The sequence below is a fragment of the Jutongia huaianensis genome (assembly GCF_014384985.1).
Classification (GTDB): domain Bacteria; phylum Bacillota; class Clostridia; order Lachnospirales; family Lachnospiraceae; genus Jutongia; species Jutongia huaianensis.
On record NZ_JACRSX010000002.1, the window covers coordinates 271,044 to 293,858 of the forward strand.

The 22,815-nt window shown below is 44.0% G+C and carries 15 protein-coding genes; 13 read left to right on the forward strand and 2 right to left on the reverse strand.

Annotation, left to right across the window (positions count from 1 at the left end; translation table 11 throughout):
• Positions 1-46: 46 nt before the first annotated feature.
• On the forward strand, positions 47-802 hold the full coding sequence (locus H8704_RS03265) for an ABC transporter ATP-binding protein (RefSeq protein ID WP_118689278.1): 756 nt from the start codon (positions 47-49) through the stop codon (positions 800-802).
• A 3-nt stretch (positions 803-805) separates the two neighbouring features.
• Complete coding sequence (locus H8704_RS03270) at positions 806-3,412, forward strand: ABC transporter permease (RefSeq protein ID WP_249297324.1); 2,607 nt, start codon at positions 806-808, stop codon at positions 3,410-3,412.
• A gap of 123 nt (positions 3,413-3,535) precedes the next feature.
• Here H8704_RS03270 and H8704_RS03275 read toward each other — a convergent pair whose 3' ends face one another.
• Positions 3,536-4,642, reverse strand: coding sequence for a glycosyltransferase family protein (locus tag H8704_RS03275; RefSeq protein WP_022465581.1), 1,107 nt, complete (start codon positions 4,640-4,642; stop codon positions 3,536-3,538).
• Positions 4,643-4,668: 26 nt separating this feature from the next.
• Positions 4,669-6,666, reverse strand: coding sequence for an O-antigen ligase family protein (locus H8704_RS03280; RefSeq protein WP_249297325.1), 1,998 nt, complete (start codon positions 6,664-6,666; stop codon positions 4,669-4,671).
• A 214-nt stretch (positions 6,667-6,880) separates the two neighbouring features.
• Between H8704_RS03280 and H8704_RS03285 the strand changes: the two genes are divergently transcribed.
• From H8704_RS03285 to H8704_RS03335, 11 genes are all read left to right on the forward strand, one after another.
• A complete protein-coding gene (locus tag H8704_RS03285; protein ID WP_022465583.1) occupies positions 6,881-7,564 on the forward strand; it encodes a GntR family transcriptional regulator in 684 nt (227 codons plus the stop codon).
• 23 nt (positions 7,565-7,587) lie between these two features.
• On the forward strand, positions 7,588-9,057 hold the full coding sequence (locus H8704_RS03290) for a sugar transferase (protein ID WP_249297328.1): 1,470 nt from the start codon (positions 7,588-7,590) through the stop codon (positions 9,055-9,057).
• A gap of 12 nt (positions 9,058-9,069) precedes the next feature.
• On the forward strand, positions 9,070-10,299 hold the full coding sequence (locus H8704_RS03295) for a glycosyltransferase (RefSeq protein WP_022465585.1): 1,230 nt from the start codon (positions 9,070-9,072) through the stop codon (positions 10,297-10,299).
• The gene (locus H8704_RS03300; RefSeq protein WP_249297330.1) at positions 10,265-11,191 is read left to right on the forward strand and encodes a glycosyltransferase family 2 protein; all 927 of its coding nucleotides are present in this window, start codon (positions 10,265-10,267) and stop codon (positions 11,189-11,191) included. Before H8704_RS03295 ends, H8704_RS03300 begins: the two co-directional genes overlap by 35 nt.
• A gap of 34 nt (positions 11,192-11,225) precedes the next feature.
• On the forward strand, positions 11,226-12,938 hold the full coding sequence (locus H8704_RS03305; protein ID WP_118678605.1) for a glycosyltransferase family 2 protein: 1,713 nt from the start codon (positions 11,226-11,228) through the stop codon (positions 12,936-12,938).
• Positions 12,939-12,979: 41 nt separating this feature from the next.
• Positions 12,980-14,074 carry a UDP-galactopyranose mutase gene (gene glf, locus H8704_RS03310; RefSeq protein ID WP_249297332.1) on the forward strand — a complete coding sequence of 365 codons (1,095 nt, stop codon included), beginning with the start codon at positions 12,980-12,982 and terminating at the stop codon, positions 14,072-14,074.
• Between the two features lie 72 nt (positions 14,075-14,146).
• Positions 14,147-14,878 carry an Ig-like domain-containing protein gene (locus H8704_RS03315; RefSeq protein ID WP_249297334.1) on the forward strand — a complete coding sequence of 244 codons (732 nt, stop codon included), beginning with the start codon at positions 14,147-14,149 and terminating at the stop codon, positions 14,876-14,878.
• 177 nt (positions 14,879-15,055) lie between these two features.
• Positions 15,056-17,143, forward strand: a complete 2,088-nt coding sequence (gene htpG, locus H8704_RS03320; protein WP_118678609.1) for a molecular chaperone HtpG — start codon at positions 15,056-15,058, stop codon at positions 17,141-17,143.
• A 342-nt stretch (positions 17,144-17,485) separates the two neighbouring features.
• Positions 17,486-19,600: an efflux RND transporter permease subunit gene (locus H8704_RS03325; protein ID WP_118678611.1), complete on the forward strand. Its 2,115-nt coding sequence runs from the start codon at positions 17,486-17,488 to the stop codon at positions 19,598-19,600.
• 100 nt (positions 19,601-19,700) lie between these two features.
• Positions 19,701-22,028 carry a YhgE/Pip domain-containing protein gene (locus tag H8704_RS03330; protein WP_249297336.1) on the forward strand — a complete coding sequence of 776 codons (2,328 nt, stop codon included), beginning with the start codon at positions 19,701-19,703 and terminating at the stop codon, positions 22,026-22,028.
• Between the two features lie 70 nt (positions 22,029-22,098).
• Positions 22,099-22,698 (forward strand): TetR/AcrR family transcriptional regulator, encoded by a 600-nt coding sequence (locus H8704_RS03335; RefSeq protein WP_022465593.1) that lies wholly within the window; start codon positions 22,099-22,101, stop codon positions 22,696-22,698.
• The last annotated feature ends 117 nt before the right edge of the window (positions 22,699-22,815 follow it).

Consider the following 22,815-nt stretch of genomic DNA (forward strand, 5'->3'; position numbering starts at 1 on the left):
TATGGTAACAGATATATTATATCTGATAGAAAGGATGATAGGATATATGGCTTTTTTGGAAGTAAAGAATCTTACCAGAATTTATGGGAAAAAAGAAAATCAGTTAACGGCGCTGGATCATGTAAGCTTTTCGGTGGAACGGGGAGAATTTGTAGCAGTGACGGGGGCAAGCGGGTCGGGGAAATCAACCCTTCTTCATCTGCTGGGAACTATGGATGATGCCCAGGATGGTTCCGTAAAGCTGGAGGGAGAAGATGTTCTGGGAATGAAGGAAAAACAGAAAGCAGTTTTCCGGCGTCGAAGAATTGGGTTTGTTTTTCAGGAATATAATCTGGTGCCGGTTTTGAATGTAGAAGAAAACATTCAGATTCCGGTACGACTGGACGGAAAACAGATGGACCGGGAATATCTGGCAAAGCTTTTGAAAATTTTGGGACTGGAGGAAAGAAAATATCATTTGCCGGAGGAATTGTCCGGGGGACAAAAGCAGCGTGTGGCAATTGGCAGAGCACTGGCAAACCATCCCAGTCTGCTTCTGGCAGATGAACCTACCGGTAATCTGGATCATCAGAATGGACTGGAGGTGATGTCCCTGTTAAAGAATGCGGTGGAACAGTTTTCGCTGACGCTGATCGTGGTAACTCATGATCCTGGAATTGCATCTATGGCGGACCGTGTGATCACGTTGTCGGATGGTGTGATCATTTCGGATGCAAAGGTAAAGCATGCCTTATCCTCTGAAATTGTACGAAATGAAACAGAGGGGATGAGCCAGACTGCACCGGATCAAGAGGAGGTGTAGAGGATGAAACAGTTGGGATATTATTTTATGCTGGTGCTTCGATACCGCAAAAAACATCTTCTGGAAACCATATATTCCCTTCTGGCCATCACGATATCTGTTATTCTGTGTTATTGCAGTATTACAGTTGGTTTTACCTTGATGAATTATGGATATGAGGCGGTTATGATTGAACAGCATGGATGCGAGATGGAGATGGATGGATTTCCGGTCGGGGCAGCTTCGATTGATGGGGAGGATGAGTGGAAGCCGGAGGATTACCGCAGGATGAAAAAGAAGCTGGATGCACTTCCGGAGGTACGGGAAACTTATCTGAAGAAAGGGTATTCCGAGTATACCGATGACGATGGAAATGATAAAAAAGAGCTGTATTATCAACTTTATGTGGGAGCAAAGGACACTTCAGATCTGAACGGATGTGCGAAGCAGATTGAGAAGGATACCGGATATGCAGTGAGGGTTAACTCAGAAATCGCAACACATCTGGGACAGGGCACAGAGGAGGATTCTATGGCAAGATCTGCCGGAAATGCTATTGTGGCAATGATCGGTGCTCTGTTTGCTTCTTTTGTAATGCTGGTGATCCGAAATACTATGATGCTGCCGGTACTGGAGCGGATGAAGGAGTATGGTGTGCTTCGGTGTGTTGGAATGTCGAAGAGACAGCTTTCCTTTATGTTGGCGGTGGAAGGAGTTTTATTGACGCTGCTTAGTACCGTTTTGGGGACAGCAATCGGATTTGCTCTCCTGCGAAGCTGTCAGGGATGGATCAATGACTGCCTGATGCTTCGTGTTCCGGTACGTTTTCATTTCTATCCTCTGGCGGTATTGTATAGTTGTCTGCTTTGTATCGGAGTGACACTTCTTGCACTGATGGAGCCGGCAAGACAGGCAGGAAACCGATCAGTACAGGAGACCCTTCGCGGAGGTGTTTATGGAATACGAACGGGCAACGGAAAGAAAAAGAGCGGGCGTCATACTATCAGTCATTTGTTTGGAAGAATATTTGGCGTAGAATGGGAATATGCAGCCCGGAATATGACACGAAATCCGGGAAACCAGATTTATATGTTTATTGGTCTTTTTATCAGCATGGTTTTATTTTCCGTTGTTTTCAGCAGCGTGGAGACGACCTACTCCACTTATGAAAACAGTATGCAGGGGACGCATGTAGAATATACGGAAGCCATTGAAATTACCGGGGACTGTTCTGTGGCAGAAAAAAAGAAGATCTGCCAGGATGTATCAAAGCTGAAGGGAGTAAAAAAAACGGGGCTTTACCGGCCGGGTATTCTTCATATGCCGGATTACGGACAGAAAAAGCACTTTAAAAATGCAGAGGATGCGGATAGCTGGTATAGTTATGTGACAGCAATAGGATATGACCGGGATCATCTGGATGGATTAAAGGGGCAGATTGTATCAGGAGCCATTGATTATGACAAGATGGTAAAAGAAAATGGAATTGTATTATGTGATTATAAATATAATCCAAAGGATGAAGACGGGAACGTGGTTCGTGAGGATGTACGGTTAACGGATTATAAAGTCGGGGATACATTTCCTGTATTGACAAATGAAGCGGGGAACCGGGTGGCCGGACAGTTGAGAATGATTTCAGGGAAACTGGGAAAGGAACCGACACTTTCCGATAATGCATGGCTAAATAAAAAATCACGGGAATATCGTAAATATGAAAAAAATTTAGAACGATACTGGAAAAAAGCAGGAAAATTGATAGAGAAAAATGGCTATCCTCTGCAGAAGTATAAGAAGATGATCAAAGCCTGGGGAAATGATTATGTTGTGGGGATATACAATATGAAAATGACGCTGGAGCAGATCGAGGTGGATCGTGGTAATGTTGTCCGGCTTCCGATTCAGGCAATCATTATGGAGGACACATATAATTCGGCATATCTGACGGAGCAATGGCTCCAGGGGGGAAACAGCGTGGGAGTGCTTATGGCAGATAAGACGTATGATCTGTACAGCACAGGCAAAAGTTCATATTTTTCTATGAATAGTACAGGTGATGGTGTAGTATTTGTCGGGATTGAGAGGGATATCAGGCAGGCCGGAAAGGATCTGGCTGCTTATATCAAAGAATTGAATAATAAGTCGATCGACAAAAAATATGTATTGGTATCGGATGCCAACGGGAGCGGAGACTTGGACTGGTATCAGGAAGACAAAGGAAATACCAATCGGGAGATGGAACTGCTTGAGAAAGGAGGCGCAGGAATCGGGGCATTTATTTTATTTGTATGTCTGCTGCAGATATTTAATGTGACAGCAGCGGGAATGACCATGCGGCGGGAAGAATTTTATCTCTTGTCTGTAGCCGGAATGTCGAAAGGGCAGATGCGGAAAATGCTGATCCTGGAGAAGGCAATCACCTGTTTCTTTGGAATCCTGACAGGAGTTTGTGCCGGTTATGGTCTGAGCTATTTGTTCCTTGAGACATTCCTGAACCAGGATGGCGGATTTGCCGATGGAACCGGAGGAATTTGTTTTAGCTGGCCGGCAGGGAAGATTTTGATCACGGCAGGGATCGTTTATATATTGTGTCTGTTAAGCAGTCTGGGAAAACAAAGAAAAGAAGGTTAGAAATGGAAGTGGGAGAAGAAAGAATTTAAGATACAGAACAAAAAAGGGCAAAACCAGCGTTTTGCCCTCCAAGAATTGCTTCGCAATGCTCGTAATAGCTGCTATTTCACAGGAGAAAGAATGTTATTCCGGAAGGCACAGGATCCGGATGCGGTCACGGGCAGTTTTTGATACATGCCAGCGTGTAAAATATGCCTGTCCCTCCTGTTGGTATGTTTCCGGAAGTTTATTTTCTGTACGCCAGAGATAACGGCAGATCCGCTGATAATGCAGTGGAAGCCAGTCAGCGGTCTGCTCCCCTGACTCCAGTGGAATAAATACCTCATGAATGTCAGCCTCTTTTTCCTGTTGATTGATCTGAAGGAACACCGTCAGAATACAGAATAATTCATTGTCCTGATTTTGGGACAGATTTTCCTGTGTAAAGTGAAGCGCTTCTTCATATCGTTTCTCCTGAATCAGCGAGAGAAGGGTATCCACTGCAGTGTTTTTCCCGGCAGCCATCTGAGGAGACGTTTCAGCCTGTGTGGCGATGAAACGGGTACAGGCATCGATTTCCACCTGATTATCCGGACAATATTCTTCCAGATAGGTCTTACGGTAGGTGTGATAATCCTTCAGATTTTGGGCACCGCTGTCATGGAGAACCCACGGAGTCTCCTGATAAGGGACAGCAATACGGTATCCGGCCCGGAGAAATTCCCGGCATTGTGCCAGATCATAAAAGTCCCAGCCGGTAAACAGATCGGAACGCCATAGAAAATCCTGATCTGTCATCATAAGCAGTCCGTCAATGGCTTCCACTGTGGTGAAATCCCGTCCCTCCGGGATGGGAATATCGAAATACTCATCTGATGTGGTGATCAAGTGGGAACGGAGGGCACCGGTTCTCATAGGATTTGACCAGATGCAGCCGTTTTTGTGAAGCTGTTTTGTTCCTACCATGCCGATCATACCGATCTGTGGATATTCCCGGAAGATCGCAATGGTATCCAGAAGAAAGTGCCTGTTGAGGATCAGTGCGTCCTGATGAAGATACACTTTATATTTGGCATCCGTTTGCAGCATACCAGCATTGTAACCTTCCGCCATGGAATTTGCACCACGGATCGGGAGAACATTTACCACAAAGCCATCTGGTATTTCCAGCTGGTTAATATAGATCTCGCATTCATGAAATGCCGATTCACTGTCCGTGCATACGATAAAACTGACTTTTTGTGCATTCATATAGGCATCTTCCTTTCTATAATATATTATTTCTTTTTCTTCTTTTTATTGTTTTTACTGTTATTATTGTTTTCATTTTTCTCTTTGGCAGTGGAGGTTTTCGTTGTTGTAGTACTGCTTTTTGTGGCAGTTTCTGTTTTTTCGTCTGGGGTAGTTTTCTTAATGAAAACAAATTCCATATCCTTTCGGATCTTGTGGTTAATACCAAGTCCGATACCGATCAGTGTATAGAAGATCGGGGAAAGCGCCACGCAGGAATCATTGGTAAGAGAGAGGATCAGGTAGCCGATCACGGCAGCGAAGATACCAACACCTAAATATGTCATATATTCTGAATAATGACATCTCCAGTAGATTCGCAGAGAATCGATCAGATACCAGCCGAAGAAGACTAACAGGGCAATCAGAGAAGGAACACCGGTCTGTACACCCACCTGTAAATACATACAGTGAGGTTTGGTGATCAGTTCGTTGGTATGACCGGAATTGTACATTCCTACCAGATCATTATTTGGAAAAGCAATGATAAATGTATCCGGACCACTTCCCAGGAAGAAATATTTCTTCAGCAGAGGAATGGTTCTGTCCCAGATATAACCACGCATGTTGGCGAGTTTATAATGTTTATCCAGATATGGAATGCTTTCGGTAATCTTGGCAAGCTTCATCATAGCATTATTGCCGCCGCGGCAGTAGTAGCCCTTCTGGCCCTCGGTATTCATAAGATTGGAGAAGGCCCACTGATATCCGTCAATCGTCAGGAGAAATCCCTGAAAGGAATCATCACGGGATACACAAAAGGTAAAAGGAAAACGCGGATCGGAGATGCTATATGTTACCCCGTCCTCTGTCAAAGCAAAAGGAACATCTTTTTTATTGCCGTCCTTCAGCTCAAAATAATCGGCTCCATCAGAGTTCTGGAGCATTTTGATCACAAGAGTATCATCCTTTGTGACTTTGCCGTTTTCTGCAGTATTCCGCTCGGCAGACTGATATACGACAGTGACATCATTATCATTTGTCTGGATGTCCTTTAACGGATAATATTCTGCCTCGGAGGTAAACATCCCCTGTAAACGGTTGATCAGAACATTATCGTTCATATTGTTGATAAACAGGAATGCGGCAACAACCAGAATGATTCCGCCAACGCCGATCTTCCAGTTCTTAATGAATACTTTCCGCATACATAAGAGCATAACAAAAAGTGAAACAACAAGTGCAACGATACCGGCACGGGACTGGGATCCAAAGAGGATCAGAAGCATTGCGATGATCAGAAGAGCACTTGCAATTCTCTGCCAGATCTTTTTGACGGCAAAAAGAAGCGTCAGCAGTACCGGAACGGTAAGGGCAACATAAAAACCTACATAGTTAGGATTGTAAAGTGTCATATAAGGACGACCGGGCTCGAAATTGAATACCAGCTCTTCGGTATAGGTCGATGGCTTGATCAGGCTCTGGCCGAAGCCGGTCTGGAAGAAATCATGACGGAATACCTGGGAAAGTCCCAGAAATGCCATGATGGCAATGCCGATCATAAACCAGTTCATGGTACGTTTCAGAGCGGATTCATTCTGCATAATAAAGAAGCTGTAATAAACCATCAGACCATAGCCGACGAGAACCCATACGGATTCAAACTGCTCGAAGATACCGGAGAAGGAAAAGCCGGAGTATTTCGAAGCAATAGCTGACAGAAGAGCCAGTCCACAGTAAACGGCCATAGGGATCAGGGATTTGATCCAGATGGGATCCTTTTCAGCGGAAAAGAATAAATATGCCATGCAAAACAGCACATATACACAGGCAATAATAATCCAGACCATTTTAAAATATAAGAAAAAGTCTGTAAAATCTGTGTATGTGGTGTACCATTCAAACTGACCGAGATTGGTATTATATTGGTGCATCATCGTGATTAAAGGGATGATTGCAAGAAAAGCAATGATTGGAAGCAGTAGTCCAAGAGGATATTTTTGTTCCTTTTGGGGCTGTTTTCGTTTGTTTTTGTTATAAGACATAATTTCCTCCAGATAAATTCAATTTATTGCGATTACTCACAGAATAATTATATACGTTTTGGAGGGATTTCTCAACCAAAAAAGAGAAAAGAATGGTAGTTACTTCTTATATTAAAGTTATTTGCTCTTTCAAATTATTTTAATATGTGTTATGATATCGGCAATGGTTTAGAAAAAGGAGCTCACAGGAAGGAGCTTCGGAGTGAGGATAGATATGGATAATTATAATGGAGAAAAGGAAATGCCGGATCGGTATTCGTTGCGGGGAAAGGTATTTCATCGTCTGCGGGAGGATATTTTGTCCGGAAAATATGCACAAAATGATGAGCTTCGGGAGGCTGCGATCAGTAAATCCATGGGAGTTTCCAGAACACCTGTGAGAGAGGCACTTCGTCAGCTGGAGCTGGAGGGTCTTGTGACCATTATTCCCAACAAGGGAGCTTATGTGGATGGAATCACGGCCAAGGATATTTTTGATATATATGAGATACGATCTTATCTGGAGGGACTTTGCGCAAAATGGGCATGCCGCAATATTACAGAGGAACAGTTAGATGATCTGGATGAGATCACATATCTTAGTGATTTTCATATTCAGAGGGAGCACTGGGAGCAGATTTTTGAGCTGGATAACCGATTTCATCTGTTGTTATATAAGGCATGTGGCAGCACTGTTCTGGAACACATTTTATCGGACTATCATCATTATGTGGAGCGTGTACGGAAAAACACGCTGTCTTCCCAGGGACGTGCCGGCAAGGCTGCCCAGGAGCATAAAGCAATTCTGAATGCCGTCCGGGAAAAAAATGAAGAGCTGGCAGAAAAGCTGGCAAATGAGCATATTTATAAATCCCTTGAAAATATTAAAAAGCAGGGAATGGAAAATCTGATGAAATAAGAGGGCAGACGCAGAGGCTGCCAATGGAAATTATAGGGGATAAAGCAGGGGAAAGAGTAAACATGGAAAGAGAAACGAAAAACTACGATCCATATAAACGTACAATACTGTTTTTTGCATCACTTGTAAATATTATATTGATGACGTTAATCTTTGCATATGCATGGTATGGCTATTATGCATCGACGATGTTTCAGATCACATTCTATCGGAAAGGACATTATGCACTGCTTGCATTATATGCGCTGCTGATGTTTTTCTTTTCCACGATGTATGGGGGCTTAAAGATCGGTCAGCTCCGCAGGATTGAAGTGATGCTGTCGCAGTATCTGAGTCTGGTTTTTACCAATATTGTGGCTTATTTTATCATCTGTCTGCTGGCATTTGGTATCGTAAGTCCGACATATCTGTTTTTAGTTCTGCTGACAGAGATGGTGGTTTCCACCATTTGGAATGTCATTATTATCCATTTTTACAACCGGATCTTTCAGCCATGGAAGATCCTGCTGATCTATGGAGAACGTCCGGCTGCAGATCTGGTTTATAAGGTAGAGGCCAGAAGAGACAAGTATGCGATATATGATGCCATCAATATTGATGAGGGAATCGACGCCATCGCAGAAAAAATGAAATCTTTTCAGGCAGTGATCATTGGAGATATTTCTGCTATCAAGAGAAATGATATTTTAAAATACTGCTATGCACATAAGGTGCGTGCCTATGTTATTCCGAAGGTGTCTGATATTATCCTGATGGGAGCAGACCGGATTCATGTGTTTGATACCCCGTTTCTGTTGTCGAAGGGATATACTCTGAGCTTTGACCAGCGTCTGGCCAAAAGAGCTCTGGATCTGATGATTGCAGTTCCACTGACGGTGATCTTGTCGCCGGTGATGCTTTTGACGGCACTGGCGATCAGGCTGTATGACAGGGGACCGGTGTTTTATAAGCAGGTGCGCTGTACCAAATACAACCGGGAGTTTGAAATTATCAAATTCCGCAGTATGATCGTGAATGCAGAGAGTGATGGTGTTGCCAAGCTTGCTTCAGAAAATGACAGCAGGATTACCCCGATCGGTCATTTTATCCGTGCAACGAGAATTGATGAGCTGCCACAGCTGCTTAATATTATCCGGGGAGATATGTCTTTTGTAGGACCGCGTCCGGAGAGACCGGAGATTATACGGGAGTATTGTGAGGATATGCCGGAGTTTAATTTCAGGACAAGAGTAAAGGCAGGTCTGACAGGGTTTGCCCAGGTATATGGAAAGTACAATACCACACCATATGATAAGTTAAAGCTTGATTTATTTTATATAGAAAATTATTCTTTCTGGATGGATCTGAAGCTGATCCTGATGACGGTCAAAACGGTTTTGAAAAAGGATGCCACGGAGGGGGTTGCCGAGGGACAGGTAACGGCGCAGAAGGAAGACTCCGGGCAGGATCAGGAGTCAGTGGAGGAGATTGTAAAGGAGATTGTCAGAAAATAGTGGAGGCTGATCATGAAGGCGTTAATTGTCACAAGAGTCAGCGGATTTCTTCCGCAGTTTGAGGCGAATAATGTGAAAATATTACAGGAAATGGGCTTTGAGGTTCATTATGCTGCTAATTTTAATACCGTAGTTTATGGAAAAGATAATCACCGTCTGGACGGAATGGGACTTATTTGTCATCAGATCGATTTTGAGAGATCCCCCTTTTCAAACGGCGTCAGGAAAGCATATCATCAGTTGAAGGAGCTTATGGAGCAGGAAGCTTTTGACCTGATTCATTGTCATATGCCCATGAGTGGTGTAGTTACCAGAATGGCTGCGCAGGCAGTGAGGAAAAAATCAGGGAGGAAGGTTCCTGTTCTTTATACAGCCCATGGTCTTCACTTTTATGAGGGAGCACCTTTAAAGAACTGGATCTATTATCCGGTGGAACGGTATTTGTCCCGTTTTACGGACAGACTTATTTTGATCAATGAAGAAGATTATCAAAGGGCGCAGAAGTTTCCGGTCAGAGGATCGGTGGAGCGGATTATGGGAATCGGTATGCGTCTGGAAAAGTTTCGTTCCTGGTGCAAGACGGATTATTCTCTGGGAAAGTCGGAAGCGAAGCGGGATATTTATGAAAAGTATGGGATTCCGGATAATTATGGTATTTTAATCAGTGTGGGAGAGATTACCCAAAGGAAAAATCATATTGTTATGATTGACGCCATGAAAGAGCTGTTAGATCTGCCTTTGGTTTATATTATTTGCGGTTCCGGTCCGGAGGAGGACAAATTAAAAGCGTATGTACATGAGCTGGGGCTGGAGAGCCGGGTGAAGTTTGCGGGGTATGTGGAACAGGTTCCGGCAATGCTCTGTCAGGCGGACTGCTTCGTATTTCCATCCTTTCAGGAAGGACTTCCTGTGGCGGTGATGGAGGCTATGGCAGTGGGGCTGCCGGTAATTGCTACAAGGATCCGGGGGATTACGGATCTGCTAGAGCATACAAAGGGTGGTTATCTGGCAGATGACTGGGAGCCGGAAAGCTACGGAGTAAAGGTGCGTCGCATGTTTTCCGAAAGAGGTGGAAAGAGCGGGATTTCCCGGCAACAGCGGCGTCAGGAGATGGGACAGTGGAACAGGCAAAGGGTACAGAAGTTTGCGCTGCCGGTGGTAGAGGATAAGATGCGCAGGATTTATCAGTCCGTTATGGAGGAAATTAATGAAAACGTTACAGATACTCATGTCAACTTATAATGGAGCAAAATATATCAGGGAGCAGATGGATTCTCTGTTGGATCAAAATTGTGAGAAGCTGGGAAAGGCCGCTTTTCGCATTGTGATCCGTGATGATGGTTCCTCGGATGGAACGCAGGATATTTTGGAAGAGTATGCCGGGAGATATCCGGAGAAGGTTTTCTGGTATCAGGGAGAAAACCATGGTGTGATCCGCAGCTTTTTTGAACTGCTTCAAAGAGTGGATACATCCGATTATTATGCGTTTTGTGATCAGGATGATTACTGGATGGAGGATAAGATGACCCGTGCGGTTGAGATCATTGATGCCATGAGGAAAGATGTCCCGGTTTTGTATTGCTGCAGGCCAAAGCTGGTAGACCAGAATCTGCAGCCGCTGGAATCGGAGATCAAGCGCCCGCCAATGCGGCCGGGATTCCGGAATGCCATGATTGAAAATATTGTGACCGGCTGTACGGCAGTGTTTGATCAGTCGCTTCGGGAGATGGTAGTAAAAGAGCTGCCGCAATTTACGGTGATGCACGATTGGTGGCTGTATCTGATCGCTACATGCTTTGGCGAGATTTATTATGACGAGACCCCATATATCTGTTATCGCCAGCATCAGGGAAATGTTTTGGGAACAAAGACAAGAAAAATGGATGAATGGAAAATGCGGCTTAAAAGGTTTCGCAGAAATCGTGGCAATATCAGTCATCAGCTGGAGGAATTTATACGGATTTTTGGTGACATGGGCGCAGAGAATGAAAATATGCGGCTGGCAGAGAGATTTCTGAAGGTACGGAAATCCTTTTGGGCAAGAAAGCGTTTCCTGAGAGATACAGAGCTTTATCGCCAGCGCAGGGAGGATGACAGAATATTTCATATTATATTGCTGCTGGGAAATTATTAGTGAATGAGATCAAGGGGGAGGAAAGGATCTGCTCATGAACATATGGAAAAAACTAGGTGGTTTCTGTAAGGATTATGGAATATGGTATACTGCCAGAAAAGTTGTGTACCGCTGCTATATCAAGTATTATCTGGGGAGAAAATACTGTCCACTTACCATATCGGAGACGGATAGACGGACACAGGAGCAGTGGAAGCCTGACAGGAAAATTAAGATCAGTATCGTTGTTCCCCTGTATAATACGAGAGAGGATTTCTTTCGGCAGATGCTGGATTCTGTTAGAAACCAGACCTATGGAAACTGGGAGCTTTGTCTGGCAGATGCCAGCGATCATGAGGAGTGCAGCCGGATGCTGCAGCAGCTTGCACAGGAGGCTCAAAAGGAAGACGGCAGAATCCGTTATCAGCGGCTTATGATCAATGAGGGAATTTCAGAAAATACCAACCGTGCGATAGAGATGAGCACAGGAGAATATATTGCACTGCTGGATCATGATGATATTCTTCATCCATCGGCATTGTATGATGTGATGCAGGCGATCAATTATCATCAGGGGGAATTTATTTATACGGATGAGCTGTCTTTTGACGGAACACCGGATCGGGTGCAAAATATTCATTTTAAGCCGGACTTTTCGCCGGAGAGTTTTCGGAGCAATAATTATATTTGTCATTTCTCTGTTTTTTCCCGTCGCCTTCTGGAAAAAGCAGGAGGCTTTCGAAAGGAATATGACGGGAGTCAGGATTATGATATGCTGCTTCGCCTGACGGATGAGGCAGATAATATCTATCATGTGCCGAAGGTGCGGTATTACTGGAGGATTCATGAGGGATCGGTGGCCTCTTCCACGGCAGCAAAGCCATATACTGTTGAGGCGGGAAGGAGAGCGTTAGAGGCGCATCTCCTGCGTAGAAAGATTCCTGGCAAAGTCAGCAGTGCGGAAGGATATGGACCCTTTTACCGGTTGCATTATGAAATACCGGAAACGACAAAGGTTCTCGTTATGGCAGAAACGGAGGTGATCGCCCGAGATCTGGAACACAGCTTAAAAGAGCTGCCTTATGAGATTGAGATTCGTGCGGTCAATCAGCCGCGTTTTGAGGTAGATGAAAAAAGATTTGATGTGATCGTGCTGGTAAGAGAAGGTTATCAGCCGGAGCAGGCGGGAGCAGAATGGATGCAGGAGCTTTTGTCCTGTCTTGTCCCGAGGGAGAATATGGTGGCAGCTCCGATAGTCTATGATAACCGGGGAAGAGTTTATCATGCCGGATATGGTTACAGCGCAGCCAGACCGGAGCAGATCTACAGCCTGTACCGGGGGGTACCCCGCAGGGATCCGTCTTATATGAACCGCCTGGCATTTCGGCAGAATGTTTCTCTGGCAGGAGGAGCTGTTCTGGCTGTGAAGGAAGAGGTATACAGTGACTGGGTAGAGGAAAATCTGGAAGTTGGAACCAAGAAGTGGAATGGCTGGGGAGCATTTTCGGATCAAACCTGGTTTTCTCTGTGCCTGAAGGCAAAAAAGAGATGGGGAGACTGTATTTATACACCGTATGTTTCTTTTGTCAAAAAGCCGGGAATGATGGATAGGAAAAGAACAACTGTACAGCAGCGGGAACAATGGAGGATGTTTTTTGCTATGTGGGACCGGATGTTTAAAAAAGAAGATCCTCACGGTAATCCGGGAATGGAAGTGTTTGGAAAGTTTTATTTCTTAGGAAACAATCGCAATACTTTACATCTGTAATTAAGTGCGCTAGAATATAATGTGGCGGAAGGGAGAATGAAATGAAGTATGATTATCTGATAGTTGGGGCAGGTCTGTTTGGTGCTGTATTTGCCAGAGAAATGACAAATATGGGGAGAAAGTGCCTTGTGATCGACAAAAGGAAACATATCGCAGGAAATATTTATACAGAAGAGATAGACGGGATTTATGTACATCGTTATGGTGCTCACATTTTTCATACATCGGATAAAAAGATTTGGGAGTATGTGAATCGTTATACAGAGTTCAACCAGTATATCAATTCTCCGGTGGCAGTTTATGGGGATGAGCTTTATAATCTTCCATTTAATATGAATACCTTCAGCAAAATGTGGGGGATCAAGACGCCGGCAGAGGCGAAGGAGATCATAGAACGTCAGATCCGGAAGGCGGGAATCAAAGAACCGGCCAATCTGGAGGAGCAGGCAATCCGTCTGGTGGGAACCGATGTATATGAAAAGCTGATCAAGGGGTATACCCAGAAGCAGTGGGGCAGGAAGTGTACCGAGCTTCCGGCGTTTATTATTAAACGGCTTCCTCTGCGGTTTACCTATGACAATAATTATTTTAATGATCGTTATCAGGGAATTCCGGTAGATGGCTATACAAAAATGGTAGAGAAAATGCTGGAAGGGATTGAGGTGCGTCTGGAGACAGATTATTTTCAGGTGCGCAATGAGATTGATGCGGATACAACGGTATATACGGGACCGATTGATGAATATTTTGGTTACACTCTGGGACATTTGCAGTATCGTTCTCTTCGTTTTGAGACCGAGAAGTTAGACTGTGAGAATTATCAGGGGAATGCAGTTGTAAATTATACGGCAGCAGATGTTCCATATACCAGAATCATCGAACATAAACATTTTACTTTTGGAAAGCAGCCGGTAACGGTGATCACCAGAGAGTATTCCTCTGAATGGAAACCGGGGGAGGAACCGTATTATCCGGTGAATGATTCCAAAAACACGGAGTTATATCGTAAGTATCAGGAGCTTGCAGAGCAGGAGCAGGGCCTGATCTTTGGGGGAAGATTAGGACAATATCAGTATTTTGATATGGATAAGGTGATTGCATCTGCTTTGTCTTGCGTGGAGTCACAGAAGAAATAAAGGGGGATCTGTGGCTGGAGAAGAGAGATAACAAAAGAGATGGGGCGATAGCGGATCAGAGAAAGGCAGGGAATGATAATGAAATCCGTTATGAAGCGTATGATGGTAATGGTAGTGATCGTAGCAGTTCTGGTTGTCCAGATGCCGGGAGAAGCGACCGCAGCGGCAAGACCGATGGAAATGGCATTAAACTACACGACAGTGCTGGTGAAACTCCATGGAAAACAGACATTAAAGGTTTCATCTATTGCACCGGGAGGAGCGAGTAAAGCGGTTAAGTATGAGATTGCCAATCGGAAAATTGCTTCTGTGACCAAAAAAGGAGTGGTAAAAGGAAAGAAGACTGGTGTCACAACAATCCGTGTGACCTCGAAAAAAAATAAATCATTAAAAAAATTAGTTAAGGTGATCGTAGCGCAGTTTGTACCAACAAAGGTGAAAATGTCAACGGTTTCTGTCAAAATGAAAGTGGATCAGAAAAAATCGTTAAAAGCAACAGTCACACCGAAAAAGGTGCTTTCTTCTAATAAAAAAGGAGTCTGGATCAGCTCAGATACGGACATTGTATCGGTGTCCTCCAAAGGAGTGATGACAGCCAGGCAGGAAGGACAGGCTGTTGTTACATTTACAACGATCAATGGAAAAAAGGCAGTCTGTACAGTGACGGTAAGCAGGGATTCAGTTGTCCGGCCGGTACCGGAACCAACGCAGCCGTCTGTTACATCCGGAGGAGCGATAGCGATTCCTGTTTCCGGATCTGCCATTGGTGTGGATGTTGCAAGTGGCAGCACATTTATATTGTAATATGTTTTAGCACTCTTTTTTAAAGAGTGCTAAATTTGTCTTGACATTTTTTTAAAATCGTAATAAGATATCTACCAGAATGGTTGTTAGCAGTCGATACGAGTGATTGCTAATTATTCCGCTGGCAGATATTTTTTTAGTATATGTATAATAAAGTGAATTTAGGAGGTTGTTATTATGCAGATGGAAAAGGGTAGTTTATCAATTGAATCAGAGAATATGTTCCCGATCATTAAGAAATGGCTGTATTCGGATCATGATATTTTTGTACGTGAGTTGGTATCCAATGGTTGTGATGCTATCACGAAGTTAAAGAAGCTGGAAGTCATGGGAGAATATGATTTTCCGGAGGATTATAAGGCAAGCATTCAGGTCGAGGTCAGCCCGGAGCATAAGACATTGTCTTTCACTGATACCGGTATCGGTATGACAGAGGCCGAGGTCAAGGAATATATTAATCAGGTGGCATTTTCCGGTGCAACAGATTTCCTGGAGAAATATAAGGACAAGACGAACGAAGATCAGATCATTGGTCATTTTGGTCTTGGTTTTTATTCTGCATTTATGGTGGCGGATAAGGTGACGATCGATACCCTGTCTTGGCAGAAGGATGCTGCTCCGGTTCACTGGGAGTCAGAGGGCGGTATCAATTTCGAGATGTCTGACGGAGACAAGAAAGAGGTTGGCACAAAGATTACTCTGTATCTGTCAGAGGACAGTGTAGAGTTTGCAAATGAATACCGCATCAAAGAGATTATTGAGAAGTATTGTTCCTTTATGCCGGTAAATATCTACCTGTCAAAGGAAGGTGCAGAGCAGGAATATGAGACGATTGATGCCGCTGATATCCGCGAGGATGATGTTGTCGTAGAAAAATTTACGGAGGAAGCTAAGACAGAGGAGAAGGAGAACGAAAACGGAGAGAAAGAGACCGTAGAAATTTCTCCTGCTAAGGAAAAGGCGAAGATCAATAAGAGACCGGTATCCCTGAGTGATACCACACCTCTCTGGATGAAGCATCCAAATGAATGCACCGATGAGGAATATAAGAGCTTCTACCGCAAGGTATTTAATGATTACAAGGAGCCTCTTTTCTGGATTCATCTGAATATGGATTATCCGTTTAACTTAAAGGGTATCCTTTATTTCCCGAAGGTAAATACCCAGTATGACAATTTAGAGGGTGTTATTAAGCTGTACAACAATCAGGTATTTATCGCAGATAATATTAAGGAAGTCATTCCGGAATTCCTGATGCTTCTGAAGGGTGTGATCGATTGTCCGGATCTGCCACTGAACGTATCAAGAAGTGCACTTCAGAATGATGGCTTTGTCAAAAAGATTTCCGATTATATTACCAAAAAGGTAGCAGACAAGCTGTCCGGTATGTACAAGGTTGATCGTGAGAATTATGAGAAATACTGGGATGATATCAGTCCGTTTATCAAATTTGGCTGCCTGAAGGATCAGAAGTTCCAGGAGAAGATGAAGGATTTCATTATCTTTAAGAATCTGGATGACAAGTATATCACTTTGCCGGAGTATGTAGAGAATATGAAAGGCAAAGAGGATAGTGAGCAGCCGGAGGTTGTTGACGCAGAGGATGTTGCAAAGGAGGAGGCAGGAGAAGAGACTGCCGGGAAGGAAGAGGAGCCGACGACAGTTTATTATGTCACCGATATCCAGCAGCAGAGCCAGTATATCAACCTCTTTAAGGAGCAAGGAATGGATGCTCTCATTCTGGCACATACCATTGATCAGCCGTTTATCACACAGCTGGAGCAGAGTGAGGACGTCAAGGTACATTTCCAGAGAATTGACTCCGATCTTTCAGATTCTATGAAGGAAGAGGGAGACGAGGAGACATTAAAGAAGCAGACCGAGACGCTCGGCGATGTATTTAAAAAGGCTCTTGGCAAGGATCAGCTGGAGGTACAGGTACAGAATCTCAAGAATGAGAATATCTCCTCCATGATCACTCTGTCAGAGGAAACCCGCCGTATGCAGGATATGATGAAGATGTACAGTGCCGGCGGTATGGGAATGGATACAAGTATGTTTGGCGGTGGAGAGACTTTGATCCTCAATGCAAACAATGCTTTAGTGAAGTATATTCTTGACAATACCGAAGGAGAGCATGTGGATATGTTCTGTAAGCAGCTGTATGATCTGGCGATGCTTGCCAATAAGCCACTTTCTGCTGAGGAGATGACACAGTTTGTTGCCAGAAGCAATGAGATTATGCTTTTATTGACGCAGGAGTAATCGCTGTAATAGTGTTATCTTATGCGATAAGTTGTTTAAAAATAAGGATGAGTATCTGAAATATCAGAAAAATTGCCGGTTTTCGGAGACGGATGAAGTTTGTCTCAGGGGACCGGCTTTTTGATGCTGTGATCAGAATCAGTCTGCGTTAATGAAGAAAAATATCATTAAAAGAATGGCATGAAAATATGCACAAATGCTTTGAAAATATCGTGTAGATATTCGACATTTTTTCTTTAATAAAATTATTGACCGGTGGTCATTTTTGTGATATTATACCCTATAGATTAAGAAAATGACTATTGGTCATTTTTTAAAATTAAAGAGAAAGGAAGGAATGACATGAAGAAACTTGCAGAATTTATCACCAAGCATAAAAATATTATTATCCTGCTTGCCGTGATACTGTTGATTCCAAGTGGAATCGGTTATGTTTCTACGAGAGTGAATTATGATATTCTGAGTTATCTGCCGGATAGTCTTGAGACGGTCAAGGGACAGGATGTCATGGTGGATGAATTTGGAATGGGAGCGTTTTCCATGATCGTTGTGGAGGATATGTCCATGAAGGATGCGGCAGATCTGGAAAAGAAGATCGAGACCATTAATCATGTGGAGGATGTTCTCTGGTATGATGATGCGCTGGATATTTCGGTTCCGACGAAGATGATGCCGAAGAAGTTGAGGGACGCATTCTTTAACGGAGATGCCACTATGATGATCGCGCTGTTTGACAATACGACATCAGCCGATGATACTATGGATGCCATTGCCGATATCCGGAAGACAGTTGGAAAGAAAGCGTTTGCCGCCGGAATGTCCGGAGTTGTAACGGATATTAAAGACCTTGCATTAAAGGAGATGCCGGTTTATGTAATGATCGCCGGAGCTTTGGTTCTTTTAGTGCTTTTGATCACGATGGAGTCTTTTGTAACTCCATTCATTTTCCTGGTGAATATCGGTATGGCGATCGTATATAACCTGGGCAGTAACTTTATGCTGGGAGAGATATCGTATATCACCCAGGCCCTGGCCGCGGTGCTGCAGCTGGCGGTGACCATGGATTATTCCATCTTCCTGCTGGAGAGCTACGAGGCCAATAAGGAGAGATTCCCGGGAGATAACAAGCGTGCGATGAAGCATGCCATTACCAATACATTTGTATCTATATCAAGTAGTTCCCTGACAACGATTGCCGGTTTCCTGGCACTGTGTAGTATGACTTTCCGACTTGGTACCAACATCGGCATCGTAATGTCAAAGGGTGTTATCATTGGTGTTATCGCCTGTGTAACAGTGCTTCCGGCATTGATCCTGACCTTTGATAAAGCAATTGATAAAACTTCTCATAAATCTCTCTTGCCAAATCTGGACGGTCTGTCTAAGATAGTTGTGAAGTATCATTGGGTTGCGCTGGCATTATTCGTGCTTTTGATCGCACCGGCAGCTTATGGTAATGCAAATTACAAGATTTATTACAATATTGATTCTTCATTACCAAAGACCATCCCAAGTGCTATTGCAAATGATAAACTCTCCGAGGAGTTTGATATGAGTAATATGCATATCGTTCTGATGAAAAACGGAGATCTGTCTGCAAAGGACAAAAAGAATATGAGCAATAAGATCGAGAAGGTTGATGGTGTAAAATGGGTGATCGGTCTCAGCTCCCTGCTTGGACCGAATATGCCGGAGAGTATGATTCCGGACAGTCTGCGGGATATCTTACAGACAAAGGATTATGAGCTGATGTTTATATGCTCCGATTACAAATCGGCGACGGATGAGGTCAATGCACAGATCACCGATATCAATAAGATTGTAAAGAGCTATCAGAAGGGGGCCATGGTTATTGGTGAGGCGCCGCTGATGAAGGATCTGCAGGATGTTACCGATGTGGATCTGAAGAATGTAAATACCATTTCCATTGCAGCAATCTTCCTGATCATCCTGATCACATTTAAATCAATCTCCATACCGATCATACTGGTATCTGTGATTGAGTTTGCGATTGCCTGCAATATGTCGGTTCCATATTATACCAATACGTCGTTAGCGTTTGTGACGAGTATCGTGATCGGAACCATACAGCTTGGTGCTACCGTGGATTATGCGATCCTGATGACCAGCCGTTATCACAAGGAGAGGATCAACGGTGCAAGCAAGGCTGAAGCCGTCACTATTGCACACAAGACATCCGTTAAATCGATTTTAACCAGTGGTTTTGGATTCTTCGCCGCAACCTTTGGCGTAAGTCTTTATTCCCAGATCGATATGATCAAGTCTATTGTAACACTTCTTGCCAGAGGAGCTGTGATCAGTATGGTAGTTGTTATCTGTATCCTGCCGGCAATGCTGTGGCTGTTTGACGGAGTGATCGTACGGACTTCATGGGATATGCGTAAAGCCGGTATTATTCAGAGAGATAAAGAAGCGAAAAAGGCAAAGTTATCATAGATTAGCAGAAAGGCAGTATAAAGCGAATGCAATTCGCTTTGCAAATTTGTGCCTGCGGCTCAAAGTTTGCGGGCTGAGAAAAGAATGGAGGACTATTACTATGAGAAAGAATATGAAACGAATCCTGGCATTAGGATTAACGGGGGTTTTGACAGCCGGTCTTCTTACCGGCAGTGTAGAATATGCCGGTCACACATTTGCAGTAGATGCTATGGCTGCCAGTGTATCAAGTGAAAAGGTGAAAACAAATGAGTCCGGTGGACTGGATAAGGATGAGGTATCAAAGCAGGAGACAGTATATGTCAATACAGATGCCGCAGGAAGTGTAAAGGATGTGGTTGTATCTGACTGGTTGAAAAATTCAGGTATCAATGGCAGCGTGAAGGACGTGTCAGACCTGACAGATATCGAAAACGTAAAGGGCGATGAGAAATTTGAGCAGAACGGCGACAAGCTTACCTGGAATACAGGGGATCAGGATATTTATTATCAGGGCAAGACTGATAAAGACCTTCCGGTCAGCATGACGATCACCTATAAACTGGATGGTAAGGAGACAGCACCAAAGGATCTGATTGGAAAGAGCGGTAAGCTTGAGATGACCATTAAGTATACAAATCATTCCAAACAGACAGTTTCCCTGGCTGGTAAGCAGACAGAACTCTACACCCCATTTATGATGGTAACAGGAATGATCCTTCCGGTAGATAATTTTGAAAATGTTACGATCGATAACGGTACTCTGGTGTCGGAGGGGGACAATGATGTAGTTGTTGCCTATGGTTTTCCGGGGCTGGCAGAAAGCCTTGATCTTGATAATCTTGATTTTGGTGATGATATGGATATTGATACCTCCAAGATCAGTGACAAGATCACAGACACGGTAACCATCAAGGCGGATGTGAAAGATTTTGAGATGAATTCCACTTATACTGTAGCAACCAATCAGCTTTTTAATGAGCTTGATTTTGATAAGATTGACGATATGGATGAGCTCACCGATAAGATTGATGATCTGACGGATGCATCCTCACAGCTTGTAAACGGAACTGAGAAGCTTCATGAGGGAACCGAGAAGTTAAGTGACAATTTTTCCGAGTATGCAGATGCTGTCGAGAGTGCAAAGGACGGAGTTTCCACATTAAAGGATGGTACCGGCACATTAAAGACAGGAATTATAAGCTATACAAAGGGTACCGATAAGCTTTTGAAAGGTGTTACCACTTATGTAAATGGCGCTAAGACATTGTCAAAGGGTGTGCAGGCATACACCTCCGGTACCAGTCAGCTGGTAGATGCAATCAATCAGCTCCGTACCGCTACAAAGGATCTGCCGGCACAGTATGAGCAGCTTGGCAGTGGTGTTGACACATATGTTGCCTCTGTGAATAAGCTTCTTGCAAAAGAAAATATGAATCAGATGACCACAGGAACCAAGAGTCTGAAGGATGGCATCGGACAGCTTGACGATGGTCTTACAGCAGCACAGGCAGGAGTTACACAGATCAATGCGGCAGCATCGCAGCTGAAACAGACAGCCGAGCTGGAAGCTTGTGTGAATGGACTGCAGGCATTGGTACAGCAGTATCAGCCGGGGGCAGAGGCAGGAAATGCTGACGCAAAACAGGCAGTTGCAGCATTACAGGGTGCGATCCGGTATATTCAGGGCGGTGAGCAGGTGGCAGCCGCAGTGGATGCCGCTACAAACGGCAAGGCAGATGGAGATGCCGACAAGAATGGTGCAGCAGATCTCGCAGCAGCGCTTGCAACTATGAAGGCAGCAACAGACAAGACATCTACAGGAACAAACCTTTATACAGGAGCCGCTTCTCTGGAAACAGCAGCAGGTACTATGTCCGGATATGCAGCACAGCTTCGTGACAGCTCCAAGGCGCTGACTGATGGAAATGCACAGATGAAAGCAGGTGTAACACAGCTTTCTGAGAGCATTGGCAAGATGAATACAGCAGCCGGTACACTGACTGGCAACAATAAAGCGTTGAATGATGGAGCAGCAGGTCTGATCAAGAATGCATCCACGATCACTAAGGGAGCAAAGAAACTTACCGGTAACAGCAATAAGCTTCGCAAGGGAGTGGTTACTCTGGATCAGGGAACAGGCAAGCTGTTTGCAGGTATGACAAAGCTGGTCAATGCAACCGGTAAGGTCTCTGATGGAATTGACAGCCTCAATGATGGTGCTTCTATCTTAGAGGATGGAATGAAAGAGTTTGATAAGGATGGTATCAATAAGATTGCGGATGCCGTAACGGAGATGCTTGACAGTGCGGATAATCTCAATGACAGACTTTCCAAGATCAGCAGCATTTCCGGTGATTATACAAGCTTCAGTGGAAATGCCGATGGTATGGACGGCAGTGTGAAGTTCATTATGGCAACAGAAGAACTGACGTCAGATGAGGATTAATGAGATAAGAGGCTTTTAAGGATCATCCGGAGCTTAAGTTCCGGATGATCCTATAGAAATGGGGATTTATATGGGCGAGCGTGTCGAAGAAAAAAAGAAGCAGAAGCAGGAAGCACTCCTGATGTCGGCATTCGAGCTTTTCACCTCCAAGGGGATCAATAACACTTCCATATCCGATATTGCGAAACAGGCAAAGATGGCGAAGGGGACTTTTTATCTGTACTTTAAGGATAAGTATGATATCAGAGACAGATTGATTGCCAATAAGGCAAGCCGTCTTTTTGAAAGGGCAGAGGAGGCGATGAGGAAGGAAGAATTCTCCACTCTGGAAGAAAAAGTAGTCTTTCTTGTAAATCATGTAGTGGATCAGCTTAATGAAAATAAAGCACTGATGCGTTTTATTTCTAAAAATCTCAGTTGGGCTGTATTTTCTCATATCCGTATCAGTAATATGGGAAATATTAAGTGTATGGATATCTTTGATGAGATTTTGGGAGAGTCCAATCGGAAATTCCGTCAGAAGGAGCTGATGATCTACATGATCGTGGAGCTGGTTAGTGCATCCTGTTATAGTGTGATCCTTTATGGAACGCCATGCAGCCTGGAGGAATTAAAAGCAGAGCTTGACAAAACGATATGTGGACTGCTGAAGCAGTTTGAAGTAGAATAAAAGAAAAGATCTCCCGATAACGGAGGTCTTTTTCTTTTGGGGAAGAAAGGATGCAGCTTGCGTTTTGGGGAGAAATATGGCATCATAAACGTAATGAGACGGGGAAGACTTTAAGTA

Excerpts from the sequence above, each read along its gene's own strand:
- H8704_RS03265 (WP_118689278.1), top strand. The coding sequence starts at position 47 with ATGGCTTTTTTGGAAGTAAAGAATCTTACCAGAATTTATGGGAAAAAA.
- H8704_RS03270 (WP_249297324.1), top strand. The coding sequence starts at position 806 with ATGAAACAGTTGGGATATTATTTTATGCTGGTGCTTCGATACCGCAAA.
- H8704_RS03275 (WP_022465581.1), bottom strand. The coding sequence starts at position 4,642 with ATGAATGCACAAAAAGTCAGTTTTATCGTATGCACGGACAGTGAATCG.
- H8704_RS03280 (WP_249297325.1), bottom strand. The coding sequence starts at position 6,666 with ATGTCTTATAACAAAAACAAACGAAAACAGCCCCAAAAGGAACAAAAA.
- H8704_RS03285 (WP_022465583.1), top strand. The coding sequence starts at position 6,881 with ATGGATAATTATAATGGAGAAAAGGAAATGCCGGATCGGTATTCGTTG.
- H8704_RS03290 (WP_249297328.1), top strand. The coding sequence starts at position 7,588 with ATGGAAATTATAGGGGATAAAGCAGGGGAAAGAGTAAACATGGAAAGA.
- H8704_RS03295 (WP_022465585.1), top strand. The coding sequence starts at position 9,070 with ATGAAGGCGTTAATTGTCACAAGAGTCAGCGGATTTCTTCCGCAGTTT.
- H8704_RS03300 (WP_249297330.1), top strand. The coding sequence starts at position 10,265 with ATGAAAACGTTACAGATACTCATGTCAACTTATAATGGAGCAAAATAT.
- H8704_RS03305 (WP_118678605.1), top strand. The coding sequence starts at position 11,226 with ATGAACATATGGAAAAAACTAGGTGGTTTCTGTAAGGATTATGGAATA.
- glf (WP_249297332.1), top strand. The coding sequence starts at position 12,980 with ATGAAGTATGATTATCTGATAGTTGGGGCAGGTCTGTTTGGTGCTGTA.
- H8704_RS03315 (WP_249297334.1), top strand. The coding sequence starts at position 14,147 with ATGATAATGAAATCCGTTATGAAGCGTATGATGGTAATGGTAGTGATC.
- htpG (WP_118678609.1), top strand. The coding sequence starts at position 15,056 with ATGCAGATGGAAAAGGGTAGTTTATCAATTGAATCAGAGAATATGTTC.
- H8704_RS03325 (WP_118678611.1), top strand. The coding sequence starts at position 17,486 with ATGAAGAAACTTGCAGAATTTATCACCAAGCATAAAAATATTATTATC.
- H8704_RS03330 (WP_249297336.1), top strand. The coding sequence starts at position 19,701 with ATGAGAAAGAATATGAAACGAATCCTGGCATTAGGATTAACGGGGGTT.
- H8704_RS03335 (WP_022465593.1), top strand. The coding sequence starts at position 22,099 with ATGGGCGAGCGTGTCGAAGAAAAAAAGAAGCAGAAGCAGGAAGCACTC.